The sequence below is a fragment of the Marinomonas primoryensis genome, from assembly GCF_013372285.1.
Lineage (GTDB): Bacteria > Pseudomonadota > Gammaproteobacteria > Pseudomonadales > Marinomonadaceae > Marinomonas > Marinomonas primoryensis.
Genome location: NZ_CP054301.1, coordinates 58,119 through 82,344 on the forward strand (window position 1 = coordinate 58,119; position 24,226 = coordinate 82,344).

The 24,226-nt window shown below is 45.4% G+C and carries 21 protein-coding genes; 9 read left to right on the forward strand and 12 right to left on the reverse strand.

Going from position 1 to position 24,226, the window contains the following annotated elements; all coding sequences use genetic code 11:
- Positions 1 to 75: 75 nt before the first annotated feature.
- The 6 genes from MP3633_RS00255 to MP3633_RS00280 all read right to left on the reverse strand — a co-directional run bounded on the left by MP3633_RS00255 (position 76) and on the right by MP3633_RS00280 (position 6,134).
- Positions 76 to 798 (reverse strand): amino acid ABC transporter ATP-binding protein, encoded by a 723-nt coding sequence (locus MP3633_RS00255; protein WP_112135363.1) that lies wholly within the window; start codon positions 796 to 798, stop codon positions 76 to 78.
- Positions 795 to 1,457 carry an amino acid ABC transporter permease gene (locus tag MP3633_RS00260; RefSeq protein ID WP_112135361.1) on the reverse strand — a complete coding sequence of 221 codons (663 nt, stop codon included), beginning with the start codon at positions 1,455 to 1,457 and terminating at the stop codon, positions 795 to 797. The genes MP3633_RS00255 and MP3633_RS00260 overlap by 4 nt, the downstream gene beginning before the upstream one ends.
- A 14-nt stretch (positions 1,458 to 1,471) precedes the next feature.
- Positions 1,472 to 2,134, reverse strand: coding sequence for an amino acid ABC transporter permease (locus MP3633_RS00265; protein ID WP_112135359.1), 663 nt, complete (start codon positions 2,132 to 2,134; stop codon positions 1,472 to 1,474).
- Positions 2,135 to 2,199: 65 nt separating this feature from the next.
- Positions 2,200 to 3,000, reverse strand: coding sequence for a transporter substrate-binding domain-containing protein (locus MP3633_RS00270; protein WP_176333989.1), 801 nt, complete (start codon positions 2,998 to 3,000; stop codon positions 2,200 to 2,202).
- A 283-nt stretch (positions 3,001 to 3,283) separates the two neighbouring features.
- Positions 3,284 to 4,561, reverse strand: coding sequence for a 4-aminobutyrate--2-oxoglutarate transaminase (gene gabT, locus MP3633_RS00275; protein ID WP_112135356.1), 1,278 nt, complete (start codon positions 4,559 to 4,561; stop codon positions 3,284 to 3,286).
- Positions 4,562 to 4,670: 109 nt separating this feature from the next.
- The gene (locus MP3633_RS00280) at positions 4,671 to 6,134 is read right to left on the reverse strand and encodes an NAD-dependent succinate-semialdehyde dehydrogenase (RefSeq protein ID WP_176333990.1); all 1,464 of its coding nucleotides are present in this window, start codon (positions 6,132 to 6,134) and stop codon (positions 4,671 to 4,673) included.
- Between the two features lie 340 nt (positions 6,135 to 6,474).
- On the opposite strand from MP3633_RS00280, the gene MP3633_RS00285 reads away from it, so the two are divergent.
- On the forward strand, positions 6,475 to 6,828 hold the full coding sequence (locus MP3633_RS00285; RefSeq protein ID WP_244959750.1) for a hypothetical protein: 354 nt from the start codon (positions 6,475 to 6,477) through the stop codon (positions 6,826 to 6,828).
- 78 nt (positions 6,829 to 6,906) lie between these two features.
- On the opposite strand, the gene lpdA is transcribed toward MP3633_RS00285, so the two are convergent.
- Positions 6,907 to 8,322 (reverse strand): dihydrolipoyl dehydrogenase, encoded by a 1,416-nt coding sequence (lpdA, locus tag MP3633_RS00290; protein WP_176333991.1) that lies wholly within the window; start codon positions 8,320 to 8,322, stop codon positions 6,907 to 6,909.
- Between the two features lie 138 nt (positions 8,323 to 8,460).
- Here lpdA and MP3633_RS00295 point away from each other — a divergent pair, with 138 nt between their 5' ends.
- From MP3633_RS00295 to MP3633_RS00315, 5 genes are all read left to right on the forward strand, one after another.
- Positions 8,461 to 9,027, forward strand: a complete 567-nt coding sequence (locus MP3633_RS00295; RefSeq protein ID WP_176333992.1) for a TetR/AcrR family transcriptional regulator — start codon at positions 8,461 to 8,463, stop codon at positions 9,025 to 9,027.
- 86 nt (positions 9,028 to 9,113) lie between these two features.
- Positions 9,114 to 10,055 (forward strand): lauroyl-Kdo(2)-lipid IV(A) myristoyltransferase, encoded by a 942-nt coding sequence (gene lpxM / locus MP3633_RS00300; RefSeq protein ID WP_176333993.1) that lies wholly within the window; start codon positions 9,114 to 9,116, stop codon positions 10,053 to 10,055.
- A gap of 55 nt (positions 10,056 to 10,110) precedes the next feature.
- The gene (gene hemF / locus MP3633_RS00305; protein WP_176333994.1) at positions 10,111 to 11,055 is read left to right on the forward strand and encodes an oxygen-dependent coproporphyrinogen oxidase; all 945 of its coding nucleotides are present in this window, start codon (positions 10,111 to 10,113) and stop codon (positions 11,053 to 11,055) included.
- Between the two features lie 50 nt (positions 11,056 to 11,105).
- Entirely contained in the window at positions 11,106 to 11,915 is an 810-nt protein-coding gene (aroE, locus tag MP3633_RS00310; RefSeq protein ID WP_176333995.1) for a shikimate dehydrogenase, read from the forward strand.
- A gap of 31 nt (positions 11,916 to 11,946) precedes the next feature.
- Complete coding sequence (locus MP3633_RS00315) at positions 11,947 to 13,104, forward strand: GNAT family N-acetyltransferase (RefSeq protein ID WP_176333996.1); 1,158 nt, start codon at positions 11,947 to 11,949, stop codon at positions 13,102 to 13,104.
- Between the two features lie 381 nt (positions 13,105 to 13,485).
- Here MP3633_RS00315 and hmpA read toward each other — a convergent pair whose 3' ends face one another.
- The gene (gene hmpA / locus MP3633_RS00320; RefSeq protein WP_176333997.1) at positions 13,486 to 14,676 is read right to left on the reverse strand and encodes an NO-inducible flavohemoprotein; all 1,191 of its coding nucleotides are present in this window, start codon (positions 14,674 to 14,676) and stop codon (positions 13,486 to 13,488) included.
- A gap of 204 nt (positions 14,677 to 14,880) precedes the next feature.
- Between hmpA and norR the strand changes: the two genes are divergently transcribed.
- Positions 14,881 to 16,467, forward strand: a complete 1,587-nt coding sequence (norR, locus tag MP3633_RS00325) for a nitric oxide reductase transcriptional regulator NorR (RefSeq protein ID WP_176333998.1) — start codon at positions 14,881 to 14,883, stop codon at positions 16,465 to 16,467.
- 100 nt (positions 16,468 to 16,567) lie between these two features.
- Here the strand turns inward: norR and MP3633_RS00330 are convergent, their stop codons facing one another.
- Positions 16,568 to 16,996 carry a group II truncated hemoglobin gene (locus MP3633_RS00330; RefSeq protein WP_176333999.1) on the reverse strand — a complete coding sequence of 143 codons (429 nt, stop codon included), beginning with the start codon at positions 16,994 to 16,996 and terminating at the stop codon, positions 16,568 to 16,570.
- Between the two features lies 1 nt (position 16,997).
- Positions 16,998 to 17,213 (reverse strand): hypothetical protein, encoded by a 216-nt coding sequence (locus tag MP3633_RS00335; protein ID WP_176334000.1) that lies wholly within the window; start codon positions 17,211 to 17,213, stop codon positions 16,998 to 17,000.
- A gap of 406 nt (positions 17,214 to 17,619) precedes the next feature.
- Here MP3633_RS00335 and MP3633_RS00340 point away from each other — a divergent pair, with 406 nt between their 5' ends.
- The gene (locus MP3633_RS00340) at positions 17,620 to 18,924 is read left to right on the forward strand and encodes an MATE family efflux transporter (protein WP_176336675.1); all 1,305 of its coding nucleotides are present in this window, start codon (positions 17,620 to 17,622) and stop codon (positions 18,922 to 18,924) included.
- Between the two features lie 5 nt (positions 18,925 to 18,929).
- Here MP3633_RS00340 and MP3633_RS00345 read toward each other — a convergent pair whose 3' ends face one another.
- Complete coding sequence (locus MP3633_RS00345) at positions 18,930 to 19,706, reverse strand: FCD domain-containing protein (protein WP_176334001.1); 777 nt, start codon at positions 19,704 to 19,706, stop codon at positions 18,930 to 18,932.
- Between the two features lie 230 nt (positions 19,707 to 19,936).
- On the opposite strand from MP3633_RS00345, the gene MP3633_RS00350 reads away from it, so the two are divergent.
- Positions 19,937 to 22,819: an FAD-binding and (Fe-S)-binding domain-containing protein gene (locus MP3633_RS00350; protein WP_176334002.1), complete on the forward strand. Its 2,883-nt coding sequence runs from the start codon at positions 19,937 to 19,939 to the stop codon at positions 22,817 to 22,819.
- A gap of 503 nt (positions 22,820 to 23,322) precedes the next feature.
- Here the strand turns inward: MP3633_RS00350 and MP3633_RS00355 are convergent.
- Positions 23,323 to 23,829, reverse strand: a complete 507-nt coding sequence (locus MP3633_RS00355) for an Lrp/AsnC family transcriptional regulator (protein WP_176334003.1) — start codon at positions 23,827 to 23,829, stop codon at positions 23,323 to 23,325.
- Between the last annotated feature and the right edge of the window lie 397 nt (positions 23,830 to 24,226).

Below are 24,226 nucleotides of genomic sequence, written 5' to 3' on the forward strand. Positions count from 1 at the left end.
TATTTTCATTAATTAATGTGTGTTTAGTGTTGCTTGCTTAAACTAATAATATAAGTTGTCTTAAACTGCCATAGGCTAGCGGACATTCATAAGAAATTTACGCGTGTGTTCTGACTGAGCGTCTTCAAAAATTTGTTGTGGTGGGCCAATTTCTTCCATGATTCCCTCATGGAAATAAGCCACTCTATCGGAGACTTCTCGTGCAAATCCCATTTCATGGGTAACACAAATCATCGTCATCCCTTCTTCTGCAAGAAGACGCATGGTGTCGAGAACTTCGCCTACTTTTTCAGGGTCCAGTGCCGACGTCGCTTCATCAAATAACATGTATTCTGGCTCCATAGCGAGCGCGCGCGCTATGGCCAAGCGTTGTTGTTGACCACCAGACAATGAAACGGGGTAATTTTTTAACTTGTCGCCCAGCCCAACGTGTTTTAACTGTTTAGCGGCAAGCTCTAGAGCTTCCTCCTTAGACTTTCCTTTTACAATACGAGGAGCCAATGCCACATTCTCTAAGGTGGTTAAGTGAGGAAAACTGTTCCATTGTTGGAATACCATCCCCAGCTTTTGGCGCAATTTGTTAATGTCAGTATTCTTAGCGTGTACATCGGTGCCATTGATATGAACCGTACCTTGCTGAATGGCCTCAAGACCATTAATGCAGTACAGCAAGGTGGATTTCCCCGAGCCTGAAGAGCCAATGATGGACAATACTTCTCCCTTACTGACATCGAGGTTAATGCCTTTAAGAACATGAAGGTCGCCGAAGTGTTTATGCAGATCACGTATTTGAATCATTTCGCCCACCTTTTTTCGAATTTAGAAGCATAAAGTGAAATTGGATAAGAAAGCGCAAAGTAAAACGCGCCAGCGATAGACAGTATGAGCAAGGGTTCTTGTGTTCTAGTAATAAGAATTTGACTGGCCTTAAGTAACTCCACATAGCCCAACACAGAGACCAACGCGCTGTCTTTCATCACCCCAAGTACAACACCGATCCAAGCAGGAAACACAGTACGACCGCCAATGGGCAGAACAACATGAAACAAATCTTGCCAGTAAGTGAGACCAAGAGAACGAGAGGCTCGACGCATGGACGTCTCAACGGACTCGATTCCGCCTCTTGCTACGTTGGTAACTAATGACGCGGTATAGAAAGTCAGAATGACAACACCAGAAAGAAACGGGTTAAGGTCCAAACCAACCATAGGGGCGAAATTATAAAAAAGCACCAACTGAATAAGCAGAGGGACAGAGCGAAAAACATCTAAAATAGGGGCAAGGATGATACCGGCCACCGATTTGCTTTCATGGAGTACCCAACCGAAAACACAGCCCATCACACTGCCTATGGTAATCGACAGTATGGAAATCCAGAGCGTTTTAAGTGCCGCCTCTCCTAGAAACCAAAGGTCATTTGGATTAAAACCAGTAAAGAAGCTTATAGGTTCTTGCATAATATAAAGCCTCGTTAATATCGAAATAGACGCATCGCTAACAAGCGAGAGGCCCCTAGTACTATTTTGACAATGACATAGTAAATAACAGCTGCGACAGCAAAATACTCGAATACGCGGAAGGTTTTACTGGCAAAGAACTGAGTTTCCCCACTGAGTTCTTTAAAGCCAACTAGCATGCCTAGAGAAGACATTAGTACCGCCCAGACCATTTGATTGGTGATGGGGTAATAGACAATCCGTAAAACCTGAGGAATGACAATGCGAGTGTAAGCCTGCCAACTGTTCATGCCTAAACAGCGAGCCGAGTTGATTTGCATCACGGGAATGGCTTGGAAGCCGCCGCGAAAATTTTCAGCAAGGTAGCCTGCGCAGTTAAAGCTGAGGCCCGTTAAAATAATAGTAAAAGGCGATAAGTTGATGCCAAAAGCACCTAAACCAAAGCCAAAAAAGAACAGCTGGAACAGTGCGGGTGTGTTACGTGCGATTTCGATCCAGGTTACAGCAAACCACTTTAGTGGGCCTTTCATATTCATGCGCATTAACGCCAAGCAAAGACCAATAACAACACCTAAAAACATCGCTAAGGAGGCAATTTCAAGGGTGACAAAACCCGCTTGGATTAGGTCGGGAAGGCTTTTTAAAACAGGCCGCCAATGGAAATTATAATCAAACATTCTGGTATCTCCTGAGGCTTCCCCTCTAATCACAAGAGGGAAAGCGATGAGTCATCCTCTATTTATTAATACATGACGCCAGGTATACGCAGATCAGGTGCATCACTTCCAACATATTTGCCCCAAAGCTCTTGGTAGCGACCTGAACGAACTTGATGGGTTACAAACAAGTTTAAGTAATTTAACCAAGTGACATCCTGGCGTTTGCCAACAATGGAAGTGTAATCCGCCACCCAAGGCATACGAGGGCCTGCTTCTAAATTAGCGTACTGCTGAGTGATGGGTTTAATGGCGGTGTTCGTCGTAAGACCGATGTCGGCCTTGCCTTGAGCGACAGCAAGAAAAACCTCGTTTTCAGATTGGTAGCTCTGATATAAGTTTTCTTCGCCCCATTTCGCTGCGATTTTTAACCACTCCTGCTCTGGCAGAGTGCCTAGCGCGGCGGCAACACGTTTGCCGCGAATATCGTCAATTGATGTAATGTTACTTTTTGAATTCACCACTCCCTGAGAGTAATAAATGGCATAAGGAATACTAAAGCCGACCGTTCGTGCACGCGCCAAGCTGTCAGAGGTGCCACCAAACACAACATCAGCGCGACCTGTCGCGATAACCGGTAAGCGTTCAGACCATGTGAGAGGCATTATTTTTACATCCACTTCCAGCGACTTAGCAAGATCGTGACAGTAATCCACGTCGAATCCTGCAGGTTCGTTGTTCGCATCACGATAGCCAATCGGCGGGAAATCAAGTACCACGCCGCAGCGTAGCGTTCCTCTGTCTGCCACATCATCTAGCGTATCTGCTGTGACCGCGATGGAATTCAGGGCTGCGATAGACAAAAGCGCCGTTATTATTTTCTTCATTTGAATATTCCTTTCTTTAGAGAGTTTATTTTTGTTTTACGGGATATTGGATACAAAATACATTTTGAAATTAAGGACGTCAAGAAAGACTTAAAAATTAAACAAAGAAAATCGAACAAAAAGAGGGGCTATCTAAGGAAGTTGGTACTTAATAAGTGAATGATTTGATGAGAATATTGAATGAAAAGGAGATGTTAAAAAATAAAAAAACCACAACGTTACCGCCGTGGCTTTAAGTAAGTATTATTATAGTAAGGTACTGTCTTATCGAGTTCTAAAAGGCTTAAACAAGCGCTTTGAAGCAGCGCTTAAAGATGCTCATGCCTTCATCGATGATGTCCATCTCGATGGTTAACGCAGGTAGGAAACGGATAACGTTGCCGCGAATACCACAAGACAATAACACTAGGCCGTTTTCAGAAGCGCTTGCCGACAATTTTTTAGCAAGCTCTGGGTAAGGTTTATTCACATCACCGTCGTGTACAAACTCCACCGCGATCATCGCGCCAGCGTTACGTACATCACCAATAATGTGTGGATAGTCCGCTTGTAGTGCGGTTAGATGATCGACAAAACGAGCGCCTATTTGTGTCGCTCGATCGCATAGTTTCTCTTCTTCTATCACGTCAAATACCGCAAGGCCTGCCGCACAACCGACAGGAGAACCGCCGTACGTCCCGCCTAGGCCGCCTGGGATTGGAGCGTCCATAATGTCTGCTTTACCAACAACGGCTGCTAGTGGTATCCCCCCAGCGATGCCTTTTGCTGTGGTCATAAGGTCTGCTTCAATGCCAGCTTGTTCGTGGCAGAACATAGTGCCTGTACGCGCAAACCCCGATTGAATTTCATCAAGGATAAGTAACATTCCGTGCTCATCACACAGGGCACGAAGCTTCTTCAAAAAGCTTGCTGAGGCTTTGTAAAAACCACCTTCACCTTGAACGGGTTCAATGATGATAGCGGCAACACGAGAAGGTTCAATGTCACAAATAAAGCGTAATTGAAGGTCAGCAAGTGCTTGTTCTTCGGTAATGCCTAAATAGTCATTGGGGTAAGGAATATGGAAAATATCGCTGGGGAAAGGACCGAAACCAATTTTATATGGCGTCACTTTTCCTGTTAGACCCAACGTCATATTCGTACGGCCGTGATAACCACCGTTAAACGCGATAATACCTGGGCGGCCAGTGTGAGCGCGGGCTATTTTCACGCAATTCTCGACGGCTTCAGCGCCAGTAGTGACAAAAATAGATTTTTTAGGAGTGTCTCCCGGAGCCGCCGCGTTTAGCTTTTCAGCCAATGCTACGGCGGATTCGTATGGGCTAACCATCACGCAAGTGTGAGTGAAGCGTTCTAGCTGTGCGAGTACCGCAGCTTTTACTTTAGGATGATTATGGCCGGTATTGACGACGGCGATACCAGCACCAAAATCGATGTAGCGTTTGCCTTCCACATCCCAAATCTCAGCGTTTAAAGCACGGTCAACATAGACTGGCGCCATGTTAGCTTGGCCACGAGCGATAGCACTCTCTTTACGTTTTTGTAGATCAGCGTTGTTCATTTTTCTTCACCTTATCAATAGATGGCTCTAAATTTTTTGGAAGCCACTGGGAACACGTGGCGTCCACCATAAAGAGTCTGTGTTATGTCGTAAGTTGTTTAGTAGCGGGTTACGCTAATCCACCCATGCACATGTATTTGATTTCAACGTATTCGTCGATACCGTATTGAGAACCTTCGCGGCCACTTCCTGACTCTTTCACACCACCAAATGGCGCGACTTCGCTGGAAATAATGCCTTCGTTAATGCCCACCATGCCGTATTCCAAGGCTTCAGAAACACGCCAGATACGCGCAATATTTTGGGAATAGAAGTAAGACGCCAAGCCAAATGGGGTATTGTTCGCCATGGCAACGGCTTCTTCCTCGGTTTTGAATTTAAACAAGGGCGCAACAGGACCAAATATTTCGTTAGAGAAAATGTCCATGTTTTCGGTCACGCCAGTCAAAATGGTTGGCTCAAAGAAACGCTCGCCCGCCGTTGACTTGCTTCCGCCGATGAGTACTTTTGCCCCTTTGGCAATCGCATCGCTCACCAACTGTTCGACTTTGCTGATGGCCGCATTATTAATAAGCGGACCAATGGAAACGCCGTCAGAAAAACCGTCGCCTGTTTTGAATGTCGCTACCCGCTTCGCTAATTTTTCAGCGAAAGCATCGTACACGCCCTCTTGAATCAGCAGGCGATTTGCACAAACACAGGTTTGGCCAGCGTTACGGTATTTAGACGCAATCGCGCCTTCTACGGCGGCGTCTAGGTCTGCATCGTCAAACACAATGAAAGGCGCGTTGCCGCCCAATTCCATCGAGGTACGTTTTACGGTTTGCGCACATTGCGACAGCAGTAATTTACCAACCGGCGTTGACCCAGTGAATGACAATTTACGCACCGTAGGATGACCCGTTAATACGCCACCAATGGCTTTTGCGTCTTGTCCAACCACGACGTTTAACACACCGGCCGGAATACCCGCTTGATGTGCCAGCTCCGCTAGCGCTAGCGCACACAAAGGCGTTTCGTCAGAGGGTTTGATGACAATAGTACAACCCGCCGCCAACGCTGGGCCGGCTTTACGAGTGATCATTGCGATAGGAAAGTTCCATGGTGTAATAGCGGCGACCACACCAATGGGTTGTTTTATCGTTAATATGCGCTTGTCTTTGGCAAATGTTGGAATCACATCGCCATTCAAGCGACGCGCTTCGTCGGCAAACCAATCAATAAAGGACGCGCCATAAGCAACTTCCCCTTTGGCTTCAGCAAGCGGCTTGCCTTGCTCTAATGTCATCAAGGTCGCTAAGTCGTCTTGGTTGTCTAAAATCAGCTGATTCCAGCGACGTAATAAAGTAGCACGCTCTTTTGCTGTTCGGCCTTGCCATTCTTTTTGGGCTTTTTCAGCGGCTTCAACCGCCAGCGTTGTTTCTTCCGCACCTAAGTCTGCGACGTCTATAATGTGTTCACCGTTTGCAGGGTTGGTAATCGAAAACGTCTTACCCGACTTAGCACCGACCCACTCGCCTCCAATATAAGAATGGCTTTTTAATAGAGTAGGCTGAGATAGTATTGCTTTCATATAAGACTCCAAGCTTGGCGATGTAGGTTTATTAATAAGTGAATCTTTAGACTAACAATCGCACTGTTAATAGCAATCCATAGTAGGCAATGGTCGAAGTTTGAAAAATGAGAAGCTATCAATTCAATGTTTGATGTTGTTCAAACATTGTTTGAGAGAAAATCTGTTTTGGCGTGCAGACGACGTATAAAAAAGCGTTGCTCATTTCATGTGCATTGGCAGAGAGAACTACAGCCCCCTCCTCTTATGTCTTCGAAGGGGAGGATTAGGGAGGGGTTGAACTTGATGGTTTACCAGCTAAAATCGAGCCGTTGAAATGTGGTTCATTTAGGAGAAAAAATTGCCTTATTTAGAGCAGTTTATGCAGCAGTGGAAAGCGTATTTGTCGAACGAATTTACCGCTCACGGATTTGTCTATCTGGAAACAAAGGACGGCGATTTTTTTGATATCAAAGCCAATTCGTTGGTCTATTTCAGTTGGCTGCGGACGACTTCTAGAGCCGATGATGGCTTTGATGAATCAAGAGACGCTATCGCTTGGAAGATGCTAGAGAGGCAGTTAAGAGAACTCGCGAAGAAAGCCGAAAAAGGCACCTTTGATCTTGTCTCTAAGCTGCATCTTGAAGAAAACCAAATCCAGATTGTTCTCAATTTTAGTTATGATGACGAGCAACATATTGTTTATGTAAGCTAGCCACAGATTTAAGTATCCTTTTATCGCTTTCACGATAAAAGGATTTGTTTTTCTCATACGTTAATGAAGAAATGTTTTTTAGTTAGTCTGTTGTTTCTTCGCTTTCTTATTCGGCAGGTCGGTAATCGTCCCAGCACCTAACTCCGCTGCTAAGCCAACCGTTTCATGAAGACTTGGATGGGCATGAATCGTTAAGGCGATGTCTTCCAGTGTGGCGCCGAATTCGATGGCTAAAGTCAGTTCCCCAAGTAATTCGCCGGCATGAGAGCCAACGATGCCAGCGCCTAAGACACGTTCGGTAATTTCATCATAGATGAGTTTGGTTTTGCCCTGAGTCACGCCAGACGCGATGGCTCGACCGCTGGCGCTCCAAGGAAAAACAGCGTTTTTGACGGCGATATCTTGTTTTTTCGCTTCGGTTTCCGTTAAACCAACCCAGGCCACTTCTGGAAAAGTATAAGCAATGGAAGGAATCGCCAGTGGTAGGAAGTCCACCTTGTGGCCCGCAATCACTTCGGCCGCCGCGTGGCCTTGGTGAGACGCTTTGTGTGCTAGCATCGGGCCATGAGTTACATCACCAATGGCGTAAATATTAGATACAGATGTTTGACACCTGTCATTAATCAATACAAATCCGCGTTCGTCTAGCTCAACCCCGACGTCAGAAATACCAGCGGTTTTACCATTGGGAGAGCGACCAACAGCGACGAGTACGGCGTCTACCGCTAGATTGCGTTCGCCATCTTTGTCTTGCAAGGTGACATTCAAGGCTTCGGGTGTGGCTTCTATGTTGGTGACTTGGGTCTTGGTCAAAAATGTCATGCGATCTTTGTTTACTTGCTCGAAGACTTGCACGAGATCTTTGTCGGCGCCAGTCATGATTTGCTCACCAAGCTCCGCGACGGTGATTTTCGCGCCGAGTGATTGGTAAACCGTGGCCATTTCCAAGCCAATAATGCCACCCCCAAGGACTAATAGATGCTCAGGAATTCGCTCGAGTTGCAGTGCGCTGGTGGAGTCTAAAATACGTGGGTCGTCGTAAGGCACAAAAGGCAGCTTAATAGCACGAGAACCGACGGCAATAATGGCATTTTTAAATTCTACTTTTTCCTCTGAACCTTCTTTGGTAACAATAATGGAGCTTGTGGAGTCAAACTTCCCTTCGCCATGCAGGACGGTGACCTTCCTTCCCTTAGCCATCATTGTGAGGCCGCCAGTTAATGTGTCTACTGTCGATTGTCTGTGTTGCCGAACCTCGTCTAGATTGATGGTTGGTTTGGCAAATTGCACGCCATGGGCTGGTTCATCGGCCATGAGGATTTTTCCGGCGACGTGCAAAAGTGCTTTGGAGGGAATGCAGCCAACATTAAGACAAACGCCACCCAAGGTGTTATGACGTTCTATCATGGCAACGGTTAACCCTAAATCCGCAGCACGAAAGGCGGCCGCATAACCGCCAGGACCGCTGCCTAAAACCACAAGATCGTATGTCATTATTTACTCCGTTCATTGTTTTTGTGAGGAAGAGTGAAGCTATCTATCACTAGGTAGGTTAAATATAACTTGTGGATTTACGTTGGGTCAATAAAATACCTATCACCAGATAGACAAATCTTGCGATGAGATACCTTAATGACCGTTGAGAAAAATGATACAAAAAACAAAATACAGGACGCCGCGGAGCGTTTAATTATCCAAGGCGGCTATGGCGCGTTTAGTTTTCGCGATATTGCAGAAGAAGTCGGTATTAAGAGTGCAAGTGTTCACTACCATTATCCAACCAAAGGCGATCTTGCTTCGGCGGTCATGACCCGTTATATCAATGAGTTTTCAGCGCAGCTACCAAACCCAAATGATGAGAGTCTCGACCCTAACGCTATGCTGGAGGGGTTCATTAATGGCTTTAAGGCCAAGATTGTTGACCACCAGAATATGAGCCTCTGCACCATGCTGACGGCGGATAAACATATCCTGCCAGACGAAGTAAGCGCTGCTCTTGCTGCATTTTATAATGTCAAAATAGAATGGTTAACGTTGCTTTTTATGCGCTTGGCGTCTTTGCAGGAAGTGCAGGCGAAAACTCAAACGATTCAGTTTCTCGCCACACTCCATGGCGCCTCTGTTTTGGTCCAAGCAACCGGTAATGCCGATTTTTTTGAAAGAGCCTTGTCTTATTGGAGAATGGTATACGTTAAATAAGAGACGCTATATAAAGTAACGGCTTCCTTGGGGTAACATGATTATCCAATAGAAAAATTCACTTATAAATGAATGAAACGACCTACATGACCGCATCAGATAAAAATCTACATAACCCTAAGTTTGCATGGCGTTTTCTTGCCCCACGGTTTTGGCTTACTTGGCTGATAGTGCTGTTTGCGCTTGTTTTGGCTTATGTGCCTTTTCGTATTCGTGACAAGTTAGCGACGAAAGTTGTTCCTTTGATTATGAAGAAAAAAAGCGGGGCGTTAAAACGTGCTCGCTTAAATATTCAGCACTGTTTTCCAGAAAAATCGTTACAAGAGCGAGAAACCATTTTACGTAAGAGTTTAGAAACCGCAGCTCAATTTTGTTTTGCGTACGGTGAACTGTTGGTTCGTAGCGATAAGTACAAAGAAAGCCGCAATGACATCATTGGCGGTGAGAATCTGTTTCCTTTGTTGGATAGAGGCGAAAATGTCATTACCTTGGTGCCGCATTGCTGGTCCATTGATTACACGGGTTCAATGTTAGCCTCGCTTGGTTACACAGTGACAACCATTATGAAACCTCAAAAAAACCCATTAACCGATTGGCTGATGCACACCCAACGTATGCAGTACGGACGTGGTGTTGTTTACCCTAGAAGTGCAGGCATCAAACCTTTTCTTCAATCGGTTAAAAAAGGGTATGTAGGTTATTACCTGCCTGATGAAGATCTAGGAGCACAGCATTCGGTTTTTGTGCCCTTTTTCGGCGCTGAAAAAGCCACCATGAAAGGGTTAGGCAAGCTAACCAAATTAACAAAAGCCAATATCGTGCCAATGTTTCAAGCCTATAACGCAAAAACAGGCAAGTATGAACTGCATATTTTCCCAGCGCTTGAGAACTTTCCTACGGGCGATGACACTCAAGATGCCATTGTGATGAATAAGGCATTAGAAGCCATGATTGAAACTCATACTGAGCAGTACATGTGGATTTTGAGTTTGCTGCGTAGCCGGCCTGATGGCACTAAACTTTATTAATTATAAAAAGTTAACGGCATGATTTCTTTTAGTATTCGATTAAATGGAGCCAGATATGTCTGAGCGCTCAACTTCCCCTCATGATTTAGACATTCATGCGGTTAAACAGTACCTACTTTCTCTTCAAGATGCGATCTGCTCGTCTTTAGAAACGGTCGAACCTTCTATACGATTTAAAGAAGACGCTTGGGACAGACCAAACGGCGGTGGCGGACGAACGCGTGTCATCGCGGGTGGCGATGTCATTGAAAAAGGCGGTGTGAATTTTTCGCATGTGATGGGCGATAACCTTCCGCCTTCCGCAACAGCGGATCGCCCTGAGCTTGCAGGCGGCCGATTCGAAGCCATGGGCGTGTCTCTGGTGATTCATCCCAATAATCCGATGGCGCCCACCTCTCATGCTAATGTGCGTTTATTTATTGTTTATAAAGACGGGATGGCACCCGTTTGGTGGTTTGGCGGTGGCTTTGATCTGACGCCTTATTATGGCTTTGATGAAGACTGTGTTCATTGGCACCAAACGGCACACGATGCCGTTGAGTCCTTTGGTGAAGGCTATTATTCTCGCTTTAAAACATGGTGTGACGAGTATTTCTATCTAAAACACCGCGGTGAACCTCGTGGTATTGGTGGTTTGTTTTTTGACGACTTTAACGAAGGCAGCTTCGAGCAGTGTTTTAGCATGATGAAAGCCGTGGGCGACGCCTACACAACAGCTTATTTGCCTATATTAGAGCGTCGTAAAAACCTGCCTTTTACCGAGCAGCAGCGTGACTTTCAACTGCATCGACGTGGACGCTATGTTGAATTTAATCTGGTGTTCGACCGAGGTACGCACTTTGGTTTGCAAAGCGGCTTAGGTCGTACGGAATCCATCTTGATGTCATTACCGCCGGAAGTACGTTGGACGTATGAGTACCACATTGAACCTGGCAGTGAAGAGGCCAAGTTAACCGACTATTATCTGACATCGAAAGATTGGCTTGCTGGGGCTGAATGATATCCGGCTCACAGAAATTGCGTTTTACAGAATAAATAAGAGGACATATTTTGGATCAATACGCCGTGGTTGGTAATCCGATTGCTCACAGCAAATCGCCTAGCATACATAAGCATTTTGCCGAGCAAACACAGCAAGAACTTATCTATTCGACACTATTAGGCGACGATGTTCAATTTGAGCGCCAAGTAAGAGATTTTTTTGCCAACGACGGCAAAGGCATGAACATTACGATGCCGTTTAAAGAACGTGCTTATGCCATGTGTGACGTATTAAGCAAGCGAGCAGAACAAGCTGGCGCAGTGAACACCTTGCTTATGAGTGAAAATGGCGACATTTTCGGCGACAATACCGACGGTATCGGCATGGTTCGAGACATAACGCATAATCATGGGCAAGCATTAACCGGCAAGCGCGTGTTGATTTTAGGCGCTGGCGGCGCGGTGCGTGGTGTGCTTGAACCTCTTTTATCTGAGAACCCAGAATCTGTCACCATTGCCAATCGTACGGTCGAAAAAGCGCAGGCGTTGGCCGAGCTTTTTGATTGTTTAGCCTCGACGTTTGAAGGTTTAAAAGGCGAATTCGATATCATAATCAATGGTACATCGGCGAGTTTGTCCGGTAGTCTACCACCGTTAAAAGACGAATTAGCGGGCTCGAAAACATGGTGTTACGACATGATGTACGGCAAAGAGCGCACGGTGTTTCTGCAATGGGCCGATGACCATGGCGGCAAAGGAGCAGACGGTCTTGGTATGTTAGTGGGTCAAGCCGCAGAAGCGTTTTATCTATGGCGTCAGGTTCGTCCTGACACCGCCAGCCTGGTTGCCTTGATGCGCAAACAAATGGAAGCCAGCTGATCAGTAAAATAAGCGAACGAAAGGACACCGTATGAAAGCGCAGTGGTTCAATTCTGTTGATCAAATAGGTGAATCCAAGTGGCAGGCGGCTATTGGAGAAACGCGTTATCCCTTTGCGCAATTTGCCTTTCATAAAGCCTTAGAGCAAAGCAAAAGTATCGGTGATGGCACTGGCTGGTATCCAGAATATTTACTGGTGATGGACGATGATGATGTTCCACTTGCTATTGCGCCAACCTATTTGAAAACCCATTCTCAGGGTGAATTTGTCTTTGATTGGTCATGGGCGGACGCCTATCAGCGTTACGGCATGGATTATTTTCCTAAACGTATTTGGGCGATTCCCTTCTCCCCGGTAACAGGTTCAAGAATTTTTTCTCGCCTTGATCCAAAAGGCGATGATGTTCAGTTTTCTCATTTGTACCCTGCGCTTGCGGAGTTGATGACACAAGCAAACCAAGATCGAGGTTTCTCAAGCTGGCATCTGTTATTTACCAAGCCAGAACACGCCGCCTTATTCGCGTCAAACAAAGACCTTCTGCATCGTATTTCCTGTCAGTTTCATTGGTTCAATCGTGACTATCAGGACATGGAACACTACTTTTCTCACTTCTCCAGCCGCAAACGCAAAGCCGCGCGCAAAGAGCGAGACAAGGTTACCAAGCAAGGCATTCATCTTACTCGAACGCTAGGCAATGAACTGACGTCGGCCGAGATCGATTTCTTTTACTTGTGCTATCAATCGACGTACGCCAAACGCGGTCAGCAAGGTTATTTAACGCGTGAGTTTTTCGGCCAATTAGCCGACACCATGGGCGAGAAAATTGTTTTGGTACAAGCTTGCCGAGGTGAGGATGCGATCGCGGCGTCATGGTGTTTCTTCGACAATCACTCATTATACGGCCGTTATTGGGGTTGTTTGGAAGAAGTTGATTGTTTGCACTTCGAAGCGTGTTATTACCAAGGTATTGAATTTTGCCTTGAAAAAGGCTTACAGCACTTCGATCCGGGCACGCAAGGAGAACACAAAATCGCCCGCGGCTTTGAGCCCGTCTTTAGCCATAGCATTCATTATATTGCTCATGAAGGTTTTCGTGATGCGATTGGTAATTTCTGTGAAGAAGAAGCGGAATCAGTGCGTGGATATCATCAAGATACTCACGCTCTTTTGCCTTTTAAAGAGAAGTAAAACCCCCTCCCAGCCTCCCCCTTAACAGGGGGAGGAGCCAGTGATTTAGCGCATATCTCATCCCCCTTAGCAGGAGGAGGAGCCAGTGATTTAGCGCGTATCTCATCCCCTCTTAGCAGAGGGAGGAGCCAGTGATTTAGCGCGTATCTCATTCCCCCTTAGCAGGTGGAGGAGTCAGTGATTTAGCGCGTATCTCATCCCCCCTTAGCAGAGGGAGGAGCCAGTGATTTAGCGCGTATCTCATCCCCCCTTAGCAGCAGGGAGGAGCCAGTGATTTAGCGGGTATCTCATCCTCTCTTAGCACAGGGAGGAGTCAGTGATTTAGCGCGTATCTCATCCCCTCCCCTTATCTTCAAGGGGAGGGTTAGGGAGGGGTTAAAATCACACGTCTTTGTGAGGGCCAAACAATTCGTAATGAATACGATCTGCTTCTACCCCAAGCGTTAACAGCTGTTGCTTAACAAACATCATAAAGCCAACCGGACCGCATAAGTAGAATTCGCCATTCGAAATCGGCAAACCTTCTTTGATGACGTCCAGTTGCATGTTGCCTTGATAAACGCCCTCTTCTGTTTTGTCTGTTTGCTCATACCAAGTGTGTACGTTTAACGCCAAAGACCCTTTTAGCCCGTTTACATGGCTTTTAAAGGAATGTTGGCCTTGGTTTGCACAAGCGTGCAAATAATGGACTGGTTGCGCGTAGCTTTGTTTTGCGAATGTGTTCAGCATGGCTTGCATTGGTGTTAAGCCAACACCACCAGAAATGAGTACGACAGGTGTTTGCTTGTCTTCAAAGAAGAAGTCACCTGCTGGTGGCATGGCTTCGATTTCGTCTCCTACGTTTAGGTGATCGTGTAGATAATTGGACATAACACCGGCCATGTCGTCACTGCCTTCGCGTTTTACACTGATGCGATATGTCTGGTTGTTTGGCGCTGTTGATAGCGAATATTGACGTATCTCATCGTACTCGTTGCCTTTTGGATGTAATTTAATGCCCAAGTATTGGCCTGGAAGATAGTCAATGACTGGACCACCGTCGATTGGTTCAAATACAAAGCTGGTAACCAGATCAGACTCAGGTGTTTTTGATGCGACACGAAAGCGGCGGAAATCAGTCCAACCACCGGCTTGCGCCGCGCGTTCTTTGTAAAGGTCGCTTTCTATTTTGATAAAGATGCCTGCCAATTGACCATAAGCTGCAACCCACGCTTCTTCAACGTCTTTGGTGAAAGCATCTGGTGCGAGTTCGCGCAATGTTTCGATTAAGTGGTGGCCGACAATATCGTATTGATCTGGTTGAATGTTAAAGCTGGTGTGCTTATGAGCGATACGCATGACGGCGCTGGTGAGCACTTCTAGATTGTCGATGTGCGTCGCGTAAGCGGCAATGGCGTTGAATAAGGCCGCAGGTTGACCGCCAGTCTTTTGGTGCGTCATGTTAAATACGTGTTTTAGCTCAGGGTTGTGCAAAAACATACGTTTGTAAAAGTGCTCAGTAATCGCTGGCCCTGCGGAAGCAAGCAGTGGGATTGTACTTTTAACTGTGTCTATGTGTTGTTGAGATAACATTTTTGTTTCCTTTTAAACGATGAATAACAATTTCTTATCTACAGTATTGCTAAGAACGTGCCAACTAATAAAATACTTATAAATCATGTGTTTACGTTTTACAGGTTTGATAAAGAGTCAATAAGACTCACAAAATAATAAGTCGATATGATATGTTAGAGTCTAAATGACACGGTTAGTCTTTCTTCTTATAAGTTGATGATCATGAATCAGGTTTCCAATAACGCCCTACTTAGCTTTGCTTTAGATCTTGCCAGTGCGGTGACACAACCCAATCGTTTTGAACAATTAGTCTACGCCGTACGTGCCACGATCAATTGCGATGCGGTTGTATTGCTGATCCATAATAATGCGGTGTTGACGCCGATTGCTCAGCGAGGCTTGTCAGAAGACTTAATGGGTCGACGCTTTACAATTGCGGAGCACCCGAGGTTAAAAGCGATTTGTGGCGGGCATTATCCTGTTCGCTTTGCGGCCGATTCCCCTCTTCCAGATCCATACGATGGCATGGTGCTGGGTCATGATGAGCAGTTGCGAGTGCATTCTTGTATGGGTGTGCCCTTGTATTTGGAAGGAAAATTGATTGGTGCTGTGACGTTAGACAGTATCCTGCCGGGCGTTTTTGATGACATAGATGCTCGCGCTTTAGAAATCATTGGCACCATGGCCGCGATGACCTTAAACACCGCCATCTTAATGGAGCAATTAGAGAATAAGTCGCAACATGCCCAGCATGTTTTAAAAGTGATGAGCGAACAAACTCTCGAGATGATTGGACAAAGTAAGGCCATACAAGAACTTAAACAGTCTATCGATTTGGTTGCACCGTCAGATTTTGCCATCCTGATCGAAGGGGAAACCGGTGTTGGTAAAGAGCTGGTGGCGCGTGCACTGCACGAACATTCCTCTCGCTTTGAAGCGCCTATGGTGTATGTCAACTGCGCAGCGATTCCTCATCATCTCATCGAAAGTGAGCTGTTTGGTCATGTAAAAGGCGCTTTTACGGGCGCCGATCGCGATCGCCAAGGCAAATTTTTATTGGCAGATGGTGGTACATTATTTTTGGATGAAATCGGTGAATTGCCACTAGAAGTGCAAGGATCATTACTCAGAGCGATTCAAAATCAAGAAATCCAAGCGGTGGGTAAAGACCAAATTCGCAAAGTGGATGTGCGAATTATTGCGGCCACTAACCGACATCTGGAAACGGAAGTCGCGGAGCATCGTTTTCGTGCCGACTTATTTCATCGACTTAGTGTGTTTCCTATAAAAGTGCCGGCGTTGCGAGATCGCCAAGGCGATGTTCCTTTACTCGCGGGTTTTTTTGCTGAGCGCTTTCGTCGTAAATTAGGCTTGCAGCAACTGACGTTATCGCCATCAGCAATCAATCTGCTAGAAACCTACCATTGGCCTGGTAACGTCCGAGAGCTAGAGCATGTGATTTCGCGCGCGGCCTTATTTGCAAAGGCAGAGAGCGCCAAAGACGAAAGCCCAACGAGTATTACCGTTATCTCACCTGCGCATTTAACGGGGTTACAAATTGAAAAAAGTGATAAAGAAGAGATACAGCGTGTGATAGAACATACGCAGAAAGACGCTATAATATCTAACGAGCCTATCGATTTACGAGAAAAAACAGAGACTTACCAGCGTGACATGATTCGACAAGCATTAGAAGTAACAGAGGGAAACTGGACTAAAGCCGCCCAGCATTTATCCATGGATCGAGCGAACCTAGCAAGATTAGCGAAACGCTTGGGGATTCGTGTGACCAAAGAAGTACGAAGTTAAACCCCCTCCCAACCTCCCCCTTGACAGGGGGAGGAGCTAAGGCTTTTTGTTCCCTCCCCTTATCTTCAAGGGGAGGGTTAGGGAGGGGTTTTAAAAGATGTTAAGCATTATGCCGAGCAGCACTGACTTGTCGAATGCGTTCAGCAGGGAACTTAAGCTTCGGAAGTAGGTACGCTTTTACGTCTTCTGGGTAACCCAGTTCGTCTAATGCGGCGGCCATGCAGTTTAACCACATGGCTTTTTCTTTTTCAGTGATGATTAGGTGAGCATGGGCTTGAGGCAAGCTAATAGGCCCATATTTCTTGGTAAATAATTTTTCGCCGCCCATCCAGCCTGATAAAAAAGACACCAGTTTGTCGATGGTCAGTTCAAGGTTGTTTGGATGCATGTCAAATAACGGTCGGTATTCTGGTGTGTTTTCCATGATGCGGTAAAATGCTTCTACCAGTGATTGCAAACCAGCGATACCGCCCACTTTTTGTAAGGTGCCATCGCTTTCACCGTAAACAGGCGGGTTAGAATCGGCCATTTTATTCTATGTCTTGTTTGGAGGTGTTCGGTTGATTTTGTTCTTTTTTAGCCGCTTTTTCACGATCCATTTTGATGGAGTTACGATAGCCGCCTAGTGCGGCCAAAGCGCCGATGATAAAACTCATGTACAACGGAATTTCAAACAACATAGTGATACTAATAAAAACACAACCGACGGCCAAACCTTCAATAAAGGGTTTAAGTTGCTTGGGCATAAGTTTTCTCCGGAAGATGAAAAATAAGCGCAAGTTTAGCAAATTTATACGACGATGCGAGCCAGATTGTGGAAAAAAGCATGAGTTATCCAATATTTAAGAAATATATAATCAACTGTTTTTTATTTTCTTGCTATGTGGACAAGTGATTGAAATACGAAATTAATGGTCATGAATAGTCTCCTTCTGTCTAAAAAGTGCACAATGATAGGAAGGTCTGACGCTAAATGTGAATAACTGCTATGATTTTCCACAAATCGTTACGCGTAAGAATGGTTAGTCTGGTTGATTTTTATCCACAAAATATGAAATATCCACAAGTGAGCCTCGTGTGTCGAAATTATCCCTAAATTCTATCTTTTGCGCACATCGTGCAAACGCCCCATTGAATCGTAAGATTTGGCATATGGCGTGGCCGCCGATGATTTCAAATATCACAACACCCCTACTTGGTTTGGTTGATACGGCGGTCGTTGGACACTTGGGAACGGCAACACATCTTGGTGCTGTCGCGATTGGAGCAAGTGTGTTCAGCTTTTTGTTTTGGGCGTTTGGTTTTTTGCGGATGGGGTCAACAGGATTGACGGCTCAAGCTCTGGGCCAAGGCGATGATAGACGGGTTCGTGAGTTGCTGTTGCAGTCGATTCTAATGGGCGTTTTCATCGGTTTAATGCTGATACTGTTTCGCGCCCCTTTAATCGATCTTTTTATTCATTTGATGGCGCCCAGTGCGGATGTTGAACCTTGGGCACGCATTTATTGTGAAGCACGAATTTTCAGTGCGCCAGCGGTATTAGCAGGTTACGCTTTAATGGGCTGGTTTTTTGGCGTGCAGTATTCCAAGGGCGCGCTGTGGATGTTACTGGTGATCAACGTCGCTAACATGGCGCTTGATTATTTTGCCGTTTATGGTTTAGGAATGGCCAGTGATGGCGTTGCTTGGGCGACGGTGTTTGCGCATTACATCGGCGTGACGGTCGCGGGCGTTTTAGCGTGGCATAAGCTGAAAGGCTTCTCGGGTCATGTGCCTATGCGTGCGTTGGCGCAGTGGCGTGAATATGTGGCATTGGTGCAAGTGAATCGTTACTTATTTGTGCGCACTATTCTCTTGTTGTTGGTGATGTTATTTTTTACCGCTCAGGGCGCACGCCAAGGAGATTCGATTCTTGCTGCTAATGCCGTTTTACTGACTTTTTTGATGATCATCTCCAATGCGCTAGACGGTTTTGCGTTTTCTGTAGAAGCCTTGTGCGGCGAATATTATGGCCGCAAAGACAAGGCTAACTTTAAGAAAGTGATACAGCTTTCAACCTATTGGGCTTTGTTGGCCGCTTTGATTTTGATGTTCATTTTCTGGCTTTTCGGCAACCAAATCATTGGCTTACTAACGAACGTACAAAGCGTACGTGACGACGCCGCACTGTACCTACCTTGGTTGGTTTTCTTTCCACTGTTGGGTATTTGGTCGTTTATGTTGGATGGGATTTTCATCGGTACAACCAGCGTAAAACAGATGCAAAATACCATGATCATCTGCGTCGTCGGCGTATTTTTCCCTGTTTGGTATTTTTCTCAACACCTGGGTGACGAAGGCTTAGGCAATCATGGTTTATGGCTTAGTCTTGCTGTGTTGTTCATTGCTAGAGCGGTCACGTTATATTGGTGTTATTTACAAAATATGAAGAAAGGTGTTTGGTTTAAAAACCAGTAATCCTATCAACGCGGATTTTGGTGCTCGTTTCTTCGTAGCGAGCGCTGTATCCGTGTTTCCTCTTGGCGCATTTTAAGTAAATTATCTTCCACAAATACCAAGTGCGTGTGAGCGGCGGCTCTCGCCTCTTCTGCTTTACCTTCCATGATGGCTTGATAAAGGTGAGTGTGCTGTTCCATAACACGCTGCCGTGCGGCTTTTTTCTCGAATAAATTCTTTAAATTACTCGAAATGCTTTTTGCCAACACCGCGTGCAGACTGCGTAGCGTGTGCAACAAGACCACATTATGGGCTGCTTCGGCAATGATCATGTGAAACTCTACGTCGAGCTTGGCTTCCAGCGCGAAAGCTTGGTTTTGGTTGGCTTCTACCAGCTGAGTAAAGCACTGTGTGAGTTTGGTTTTATCGGCGTCGGTACTGCGCAATGCGGCGTAATAAGCGGCAAGACTTTCTAGCGCATCGCGAAATTCCAATTGGTCGTACAAGAACTCGTCGTGGGCGCAGAGTAAATCTTGCAGCGGATCGGCAAAAGAACTGCCGAGTTGTTCAGACACATAAGTGCCGTCGCCATGACGACTGAATAATACGCCGCGAGCGATCAGCTTTTGAATGGCTTCTCGTAACGACGGACGCGACACGTCAAATCGTGCGGCCAGTTCACGCTCTGCTGGAAGTTTTTGCCCCGCCGTGAAACTGCCTTCTACGATCATGCTTTCGAGTTCTTTCATTATGATGTCGGAGATTTTAGGTTGTTTAACGCGACCAAATTGATTGTTTTCCATGAATTTTCCTAAAAATAGTTTCTTCAAAGACTTCTGTGTATAACTTGAAAAGTGGTAAAACCAATTGATATTGTCGCTAAAATGCACGAAATGTAGTCTAAACTAGTAGTTGACAAAGTTTCTCTAGCTTCTTAATGTTCCTTGTATTCAGAAGGTAAATTGGTCTTACCAATTTGTCTAGCATTTATTGTTTGATAATAAGAAATAGGCTATTCGCCGTGGAATGTCTGATGAACTCTGCCTCAACTGCTAATGATTCGCTTGCTTATAAAGCAGCGCAATACCGTGATCTATACCTTGCCTTGAAAGACGCTAAAAACGGCGCGATTGATGAGTCTCGATTGATCCAAGATCCACTTCGAACCTTAGCGTACGGGACGGATGCTAGTTTCTATCGATTAATTCCGCAACTCGTGGTGCGGGTAGACAACGAAGATGACGTGCAGTTGGTGTTAAAAGAAGCCAGAAAGCGCAATCTACCTGTGACGTTCCGTGCCGCGGGGACTAGCTTGTCGGGGCAAGCGGTAACAGATTCCATCTTGATGCAATTATCCGATCAGTGGAAAGGCTATAAAATTCATCAACATGGCCATAGTGTTTCTCTTCAGCCCGGTATTATTGGCGCGCGAGCCAACCAAATACTCGCGCCGTTTCAACGAAAAATCGGTCCAGATCCCGCGTCCATCAATGCATGTATGATTGGTGGCATCGCGGCGAATAACGCCAGCGGCATGTGCTGTGGTACGGCGCAAAACAGTTATCACACGATTCAAAGTGCGCGTTTAATTTTCGCCGATGGTTCAATGTTAGACACTGCTGATGACGCCAGCCGTTTGGCGTTTGGTAATCGCCATGCAGATTTACTAGATACACTGACACGCTTGTCTAAGAGCGTGAAAGACAATACCAAACTGGCCGATAAAATTAGACACAAATATCGTTTAAAAAACACCACAGGATACAGTTTAAACAGCTTGATCGATTTCGAAAATCCGTTCGACATTCTGCTGCATTTGATGGTTGGCTCAGAAGGCACGCTTGGTTTTATCAGCGAAGTGACCTATGAAACTGTATTGGATCATCCCATCAAAGCCGCCGCGATGATCTTCTTTAACGATATGGAACTGGCGTGCAGAGCGGTAACTGCGTTGAAAAGCGCGCCAGTGTCGGCTGTGGAACTCATTGACCGTGCAGGATTAAAAGCCGTAGAAGGCAAACCGGGCATGCCGGAAATTTTGTCTTCTTTAGGTTCGCAAGCAACGGGGTTATTGGTGGATGTTCGGGCAGCAACGGCGGAGGAATTGTCTGCAAACCTTGAGGCTGTTACTCACGCTTTAGGTGGATTGAAAGCCATCAACGACATCGATTTCACTCAAGACAAAGTTATTTATGATTCTTATTGGAAAATCCGCAAAGGCTTGTTTCCAGCCGTTGGTGCTGTGCGCCCAGTCGGCACAACCGTAATTATTGAAGACGTCGCCTTTCCGGTCGAGCAGTTAGCAGAAGGTGTTGTAGAGCTGCAAGGCGTGTTTCAAAAACACGGTTACAGCGAAGCGATTTTGTTCGGTCATGCTTTAGAAGGCAATTTACATTTCGTTTTCACACAAGGCTTTGATGATCCGAAAGAAGTGAGTCGCTATGCCGCGTTGATGGATGACGTCGCGCAATTAGTTGCGGTGAAGTACCAAGGTTCTCTGAAAGCAGAGCACGGCACAGGCCGAAACATGGCGCCTTATGTGGAACTGGAATGGGGCAAAGAAGCCTATGACATTATGTGGGAAATCAAACGGGCGTTTGACCCGCAAAGCTTGCTGAATCCCGATGTGATTCTTTCCCACAATGCCAACTTGCATGTGGAAAATTTGAAACCTATGCCAAAGGCAAATGACAAGGTTGATACCTGTATTGAGTGTGGTTTCTGTGAACCCGTTTGCCCTTCTAAATCGCTAACTTTAAGTCCTCGCCAACGTATTGTTATCTGGCGTGAGATTCAGAGTTTACGGGCTTCTGGGAAAGATCTAGAACGCTTGGCGAGATTGCAAAAAGACTATGATTATCAATCGATAGACACCTGTGCTGCGTGTGGTTTGTGTTCTACTCAATGCCCTGTTGGCATCAACACGGGTGATTTAACGAGAGAGCTACGACACGACAGAAACCCAGACAGTAAAGTCGGCTATTGGGTCGCGGATCATTTTGAAGGTGTCACCAAAACCGCTAAGCTTGGATTAATGGTAGCGAATGGCGCGCGTAATATTTTGGGTAACAAAGGTATGGGCATGGCGACGGGCGCTTTGAATAAAGTGTCTGGCGGTGTAGTGCCTAAATGGCACAATCAAATGCCGAAACCGGCGGGCTTGATTCCAACCGTTGAATGTAGCGATTCAAAAAATACTGATACACTGAAAGAAGTGGTTTATTTCCCAAGTTGCGCAACGCGTGTCATGGGCGCAGGACCCAATGCAGAAGACAAACGTTCAGTAATGGCGGTGATGTTTTCTGTACTTGAAAAATCCGGTTACAACATCATTGTACCTAATAATGTCGACAGCCAATGTTGTGGTATGGCCTTTGAGTCGAAAGGCCAATTCGAAGCGGCGAACCAAAAAGCCAATGATCTCAATAGTTTATTGTTAGCCGCGAGCGACAATGGCCGCATACCTATTGTTTGTGACGTGAGTCCTTGCTTGCTACGTATGAAGGAAAGCCTGGATCCTCGCTTAGAATTACACGAACAAGTGGGCTTTCTATCAACGCATGTGATGCCCAATCTAAGGGTGAAAGAAAAGCTCGGCAAAATAGCGCTTCATGTTACCTGTAGCACAACTCGCATGGGACTTGCCGACAGCTTCGTGCAATTGGCACATCAACTTGCCGATGAAGTCGTGATTCCGCCAGACATTACCTGCTGTGGCTTTGCGGGCGACAAAGGCTTCTCGACACCCGAACTTAACGCCAGCGCTTTAAAGACCTTAGCCAAAGCAGTAGAAGGCTGTGAAGTGGGTTATTCAAACAGCCGCACCTGCGAGATTGGTTTATCAGAGCACAGCGGCATTGAGTATCAATCCATCGTCTACTTGGTTGATCAACTGACTGAATCCTCGCGAGCTTAGTTAGCCGCTCAGCCGCGCTTATCAAGACAACAAAGACCAACGCCTCGTCATTGATTTATTTGTAGGCCGGATGAGGGAGGAACGACTGTAATCCGGCGTTGGTTTGCCCGAAGAATTTTGTGTCATGTGTCTTTTTATGTGTGGTAATGCCGGATTACATCTCGTGCCTCGATTCATCCGGCCTACTAAACTTTCTCATTTCAACAAGTAGTCACAAGATCAATATCTCGCACAATTATCTGCTAGAGGTTGATTTTGTGACTGAGTTGGCCGCAAGTGACAAACTAAAGCCAATAACCTCAAAGCATAAACGTCGAGTACAAGCCAAATCCACAGACGAAAATTGTATCGATACCATGAATCTGCATTTCACTTGGCAAAACCAGAGACTATTCTCTTGAGTGTTGATGGTGGCGTTTTGAACTTCAATCGCGAATATATAAATTGGAAATAGTAGAGATCGTTTTCTATTCAGAGCCGAGCACTGGAATGGCGTTAAATAGCTAAGAAAGATCATCCATTTCTGGTTGAGGGCCACGTTCAAGTTTAGAGCTAAGAACAACAAAGCATTTAACTTTCTTAACACCATCAACTAGTTGAACCTTTTCGATCAGCTTTTCCAAATCAATTGAATCCCTAGTTCGGACTTTAAATATAATATTCGTTTCACCTGCGACCGAATGTATTTCTTCAACGTCTGCAATCGAATAAAACTCATTTAGCATATCCATCCTAACAGAACCTTCTGCTTCAACATGCAGAAAACTTAATAACGAGCACCCTAGGCTAGGTCCATCTAAAACTGCATGAGTTCCCTTTATCACACCATTTCTTCTAAGTTTTTGCACTCTCTCATGCACTGCCGGCGGAGAGAGAAAAACCAATTCACTAAGCTCTGAATACGTTTTATCCGAATCTTTAGCAAGCAGCCTTAATAATTTCCGGTCAATCTTATCTAACTTAACCCTTTCGGCTCTATCTGGCCTAATATTATTCGTTTTTGAGTCCATATGAATTCCATCCCTTGTTAATCCACGTTAATACTGTTTAATAGGTTTGAGTTTAAACCATTAATATTATGATTAAAACGAACCCATAGATTTGAGATTTGTAAAAAATAGATTTTTCATTGGTGTTATGGGTCCACTTTTGTAGACATCTCATAGTTATATAATAATAGGTAAACATGAGATGAATTATGAGTGGAAAACGTTATATCGAAGATTTAAAAATTGAAGCGGTTAAACAAATGATAATGCAATAATACTTGGAAAGTAAAATTGGATATGTTTCACAAGTTATATCGCGGATCTAATCACCATTAAGGATGAACCTTCAAAAAAATCGTGTCAATACATAATGATGGAAACATTTAGTACCTAATTCAAAAAGGTCATATAGTTCAAT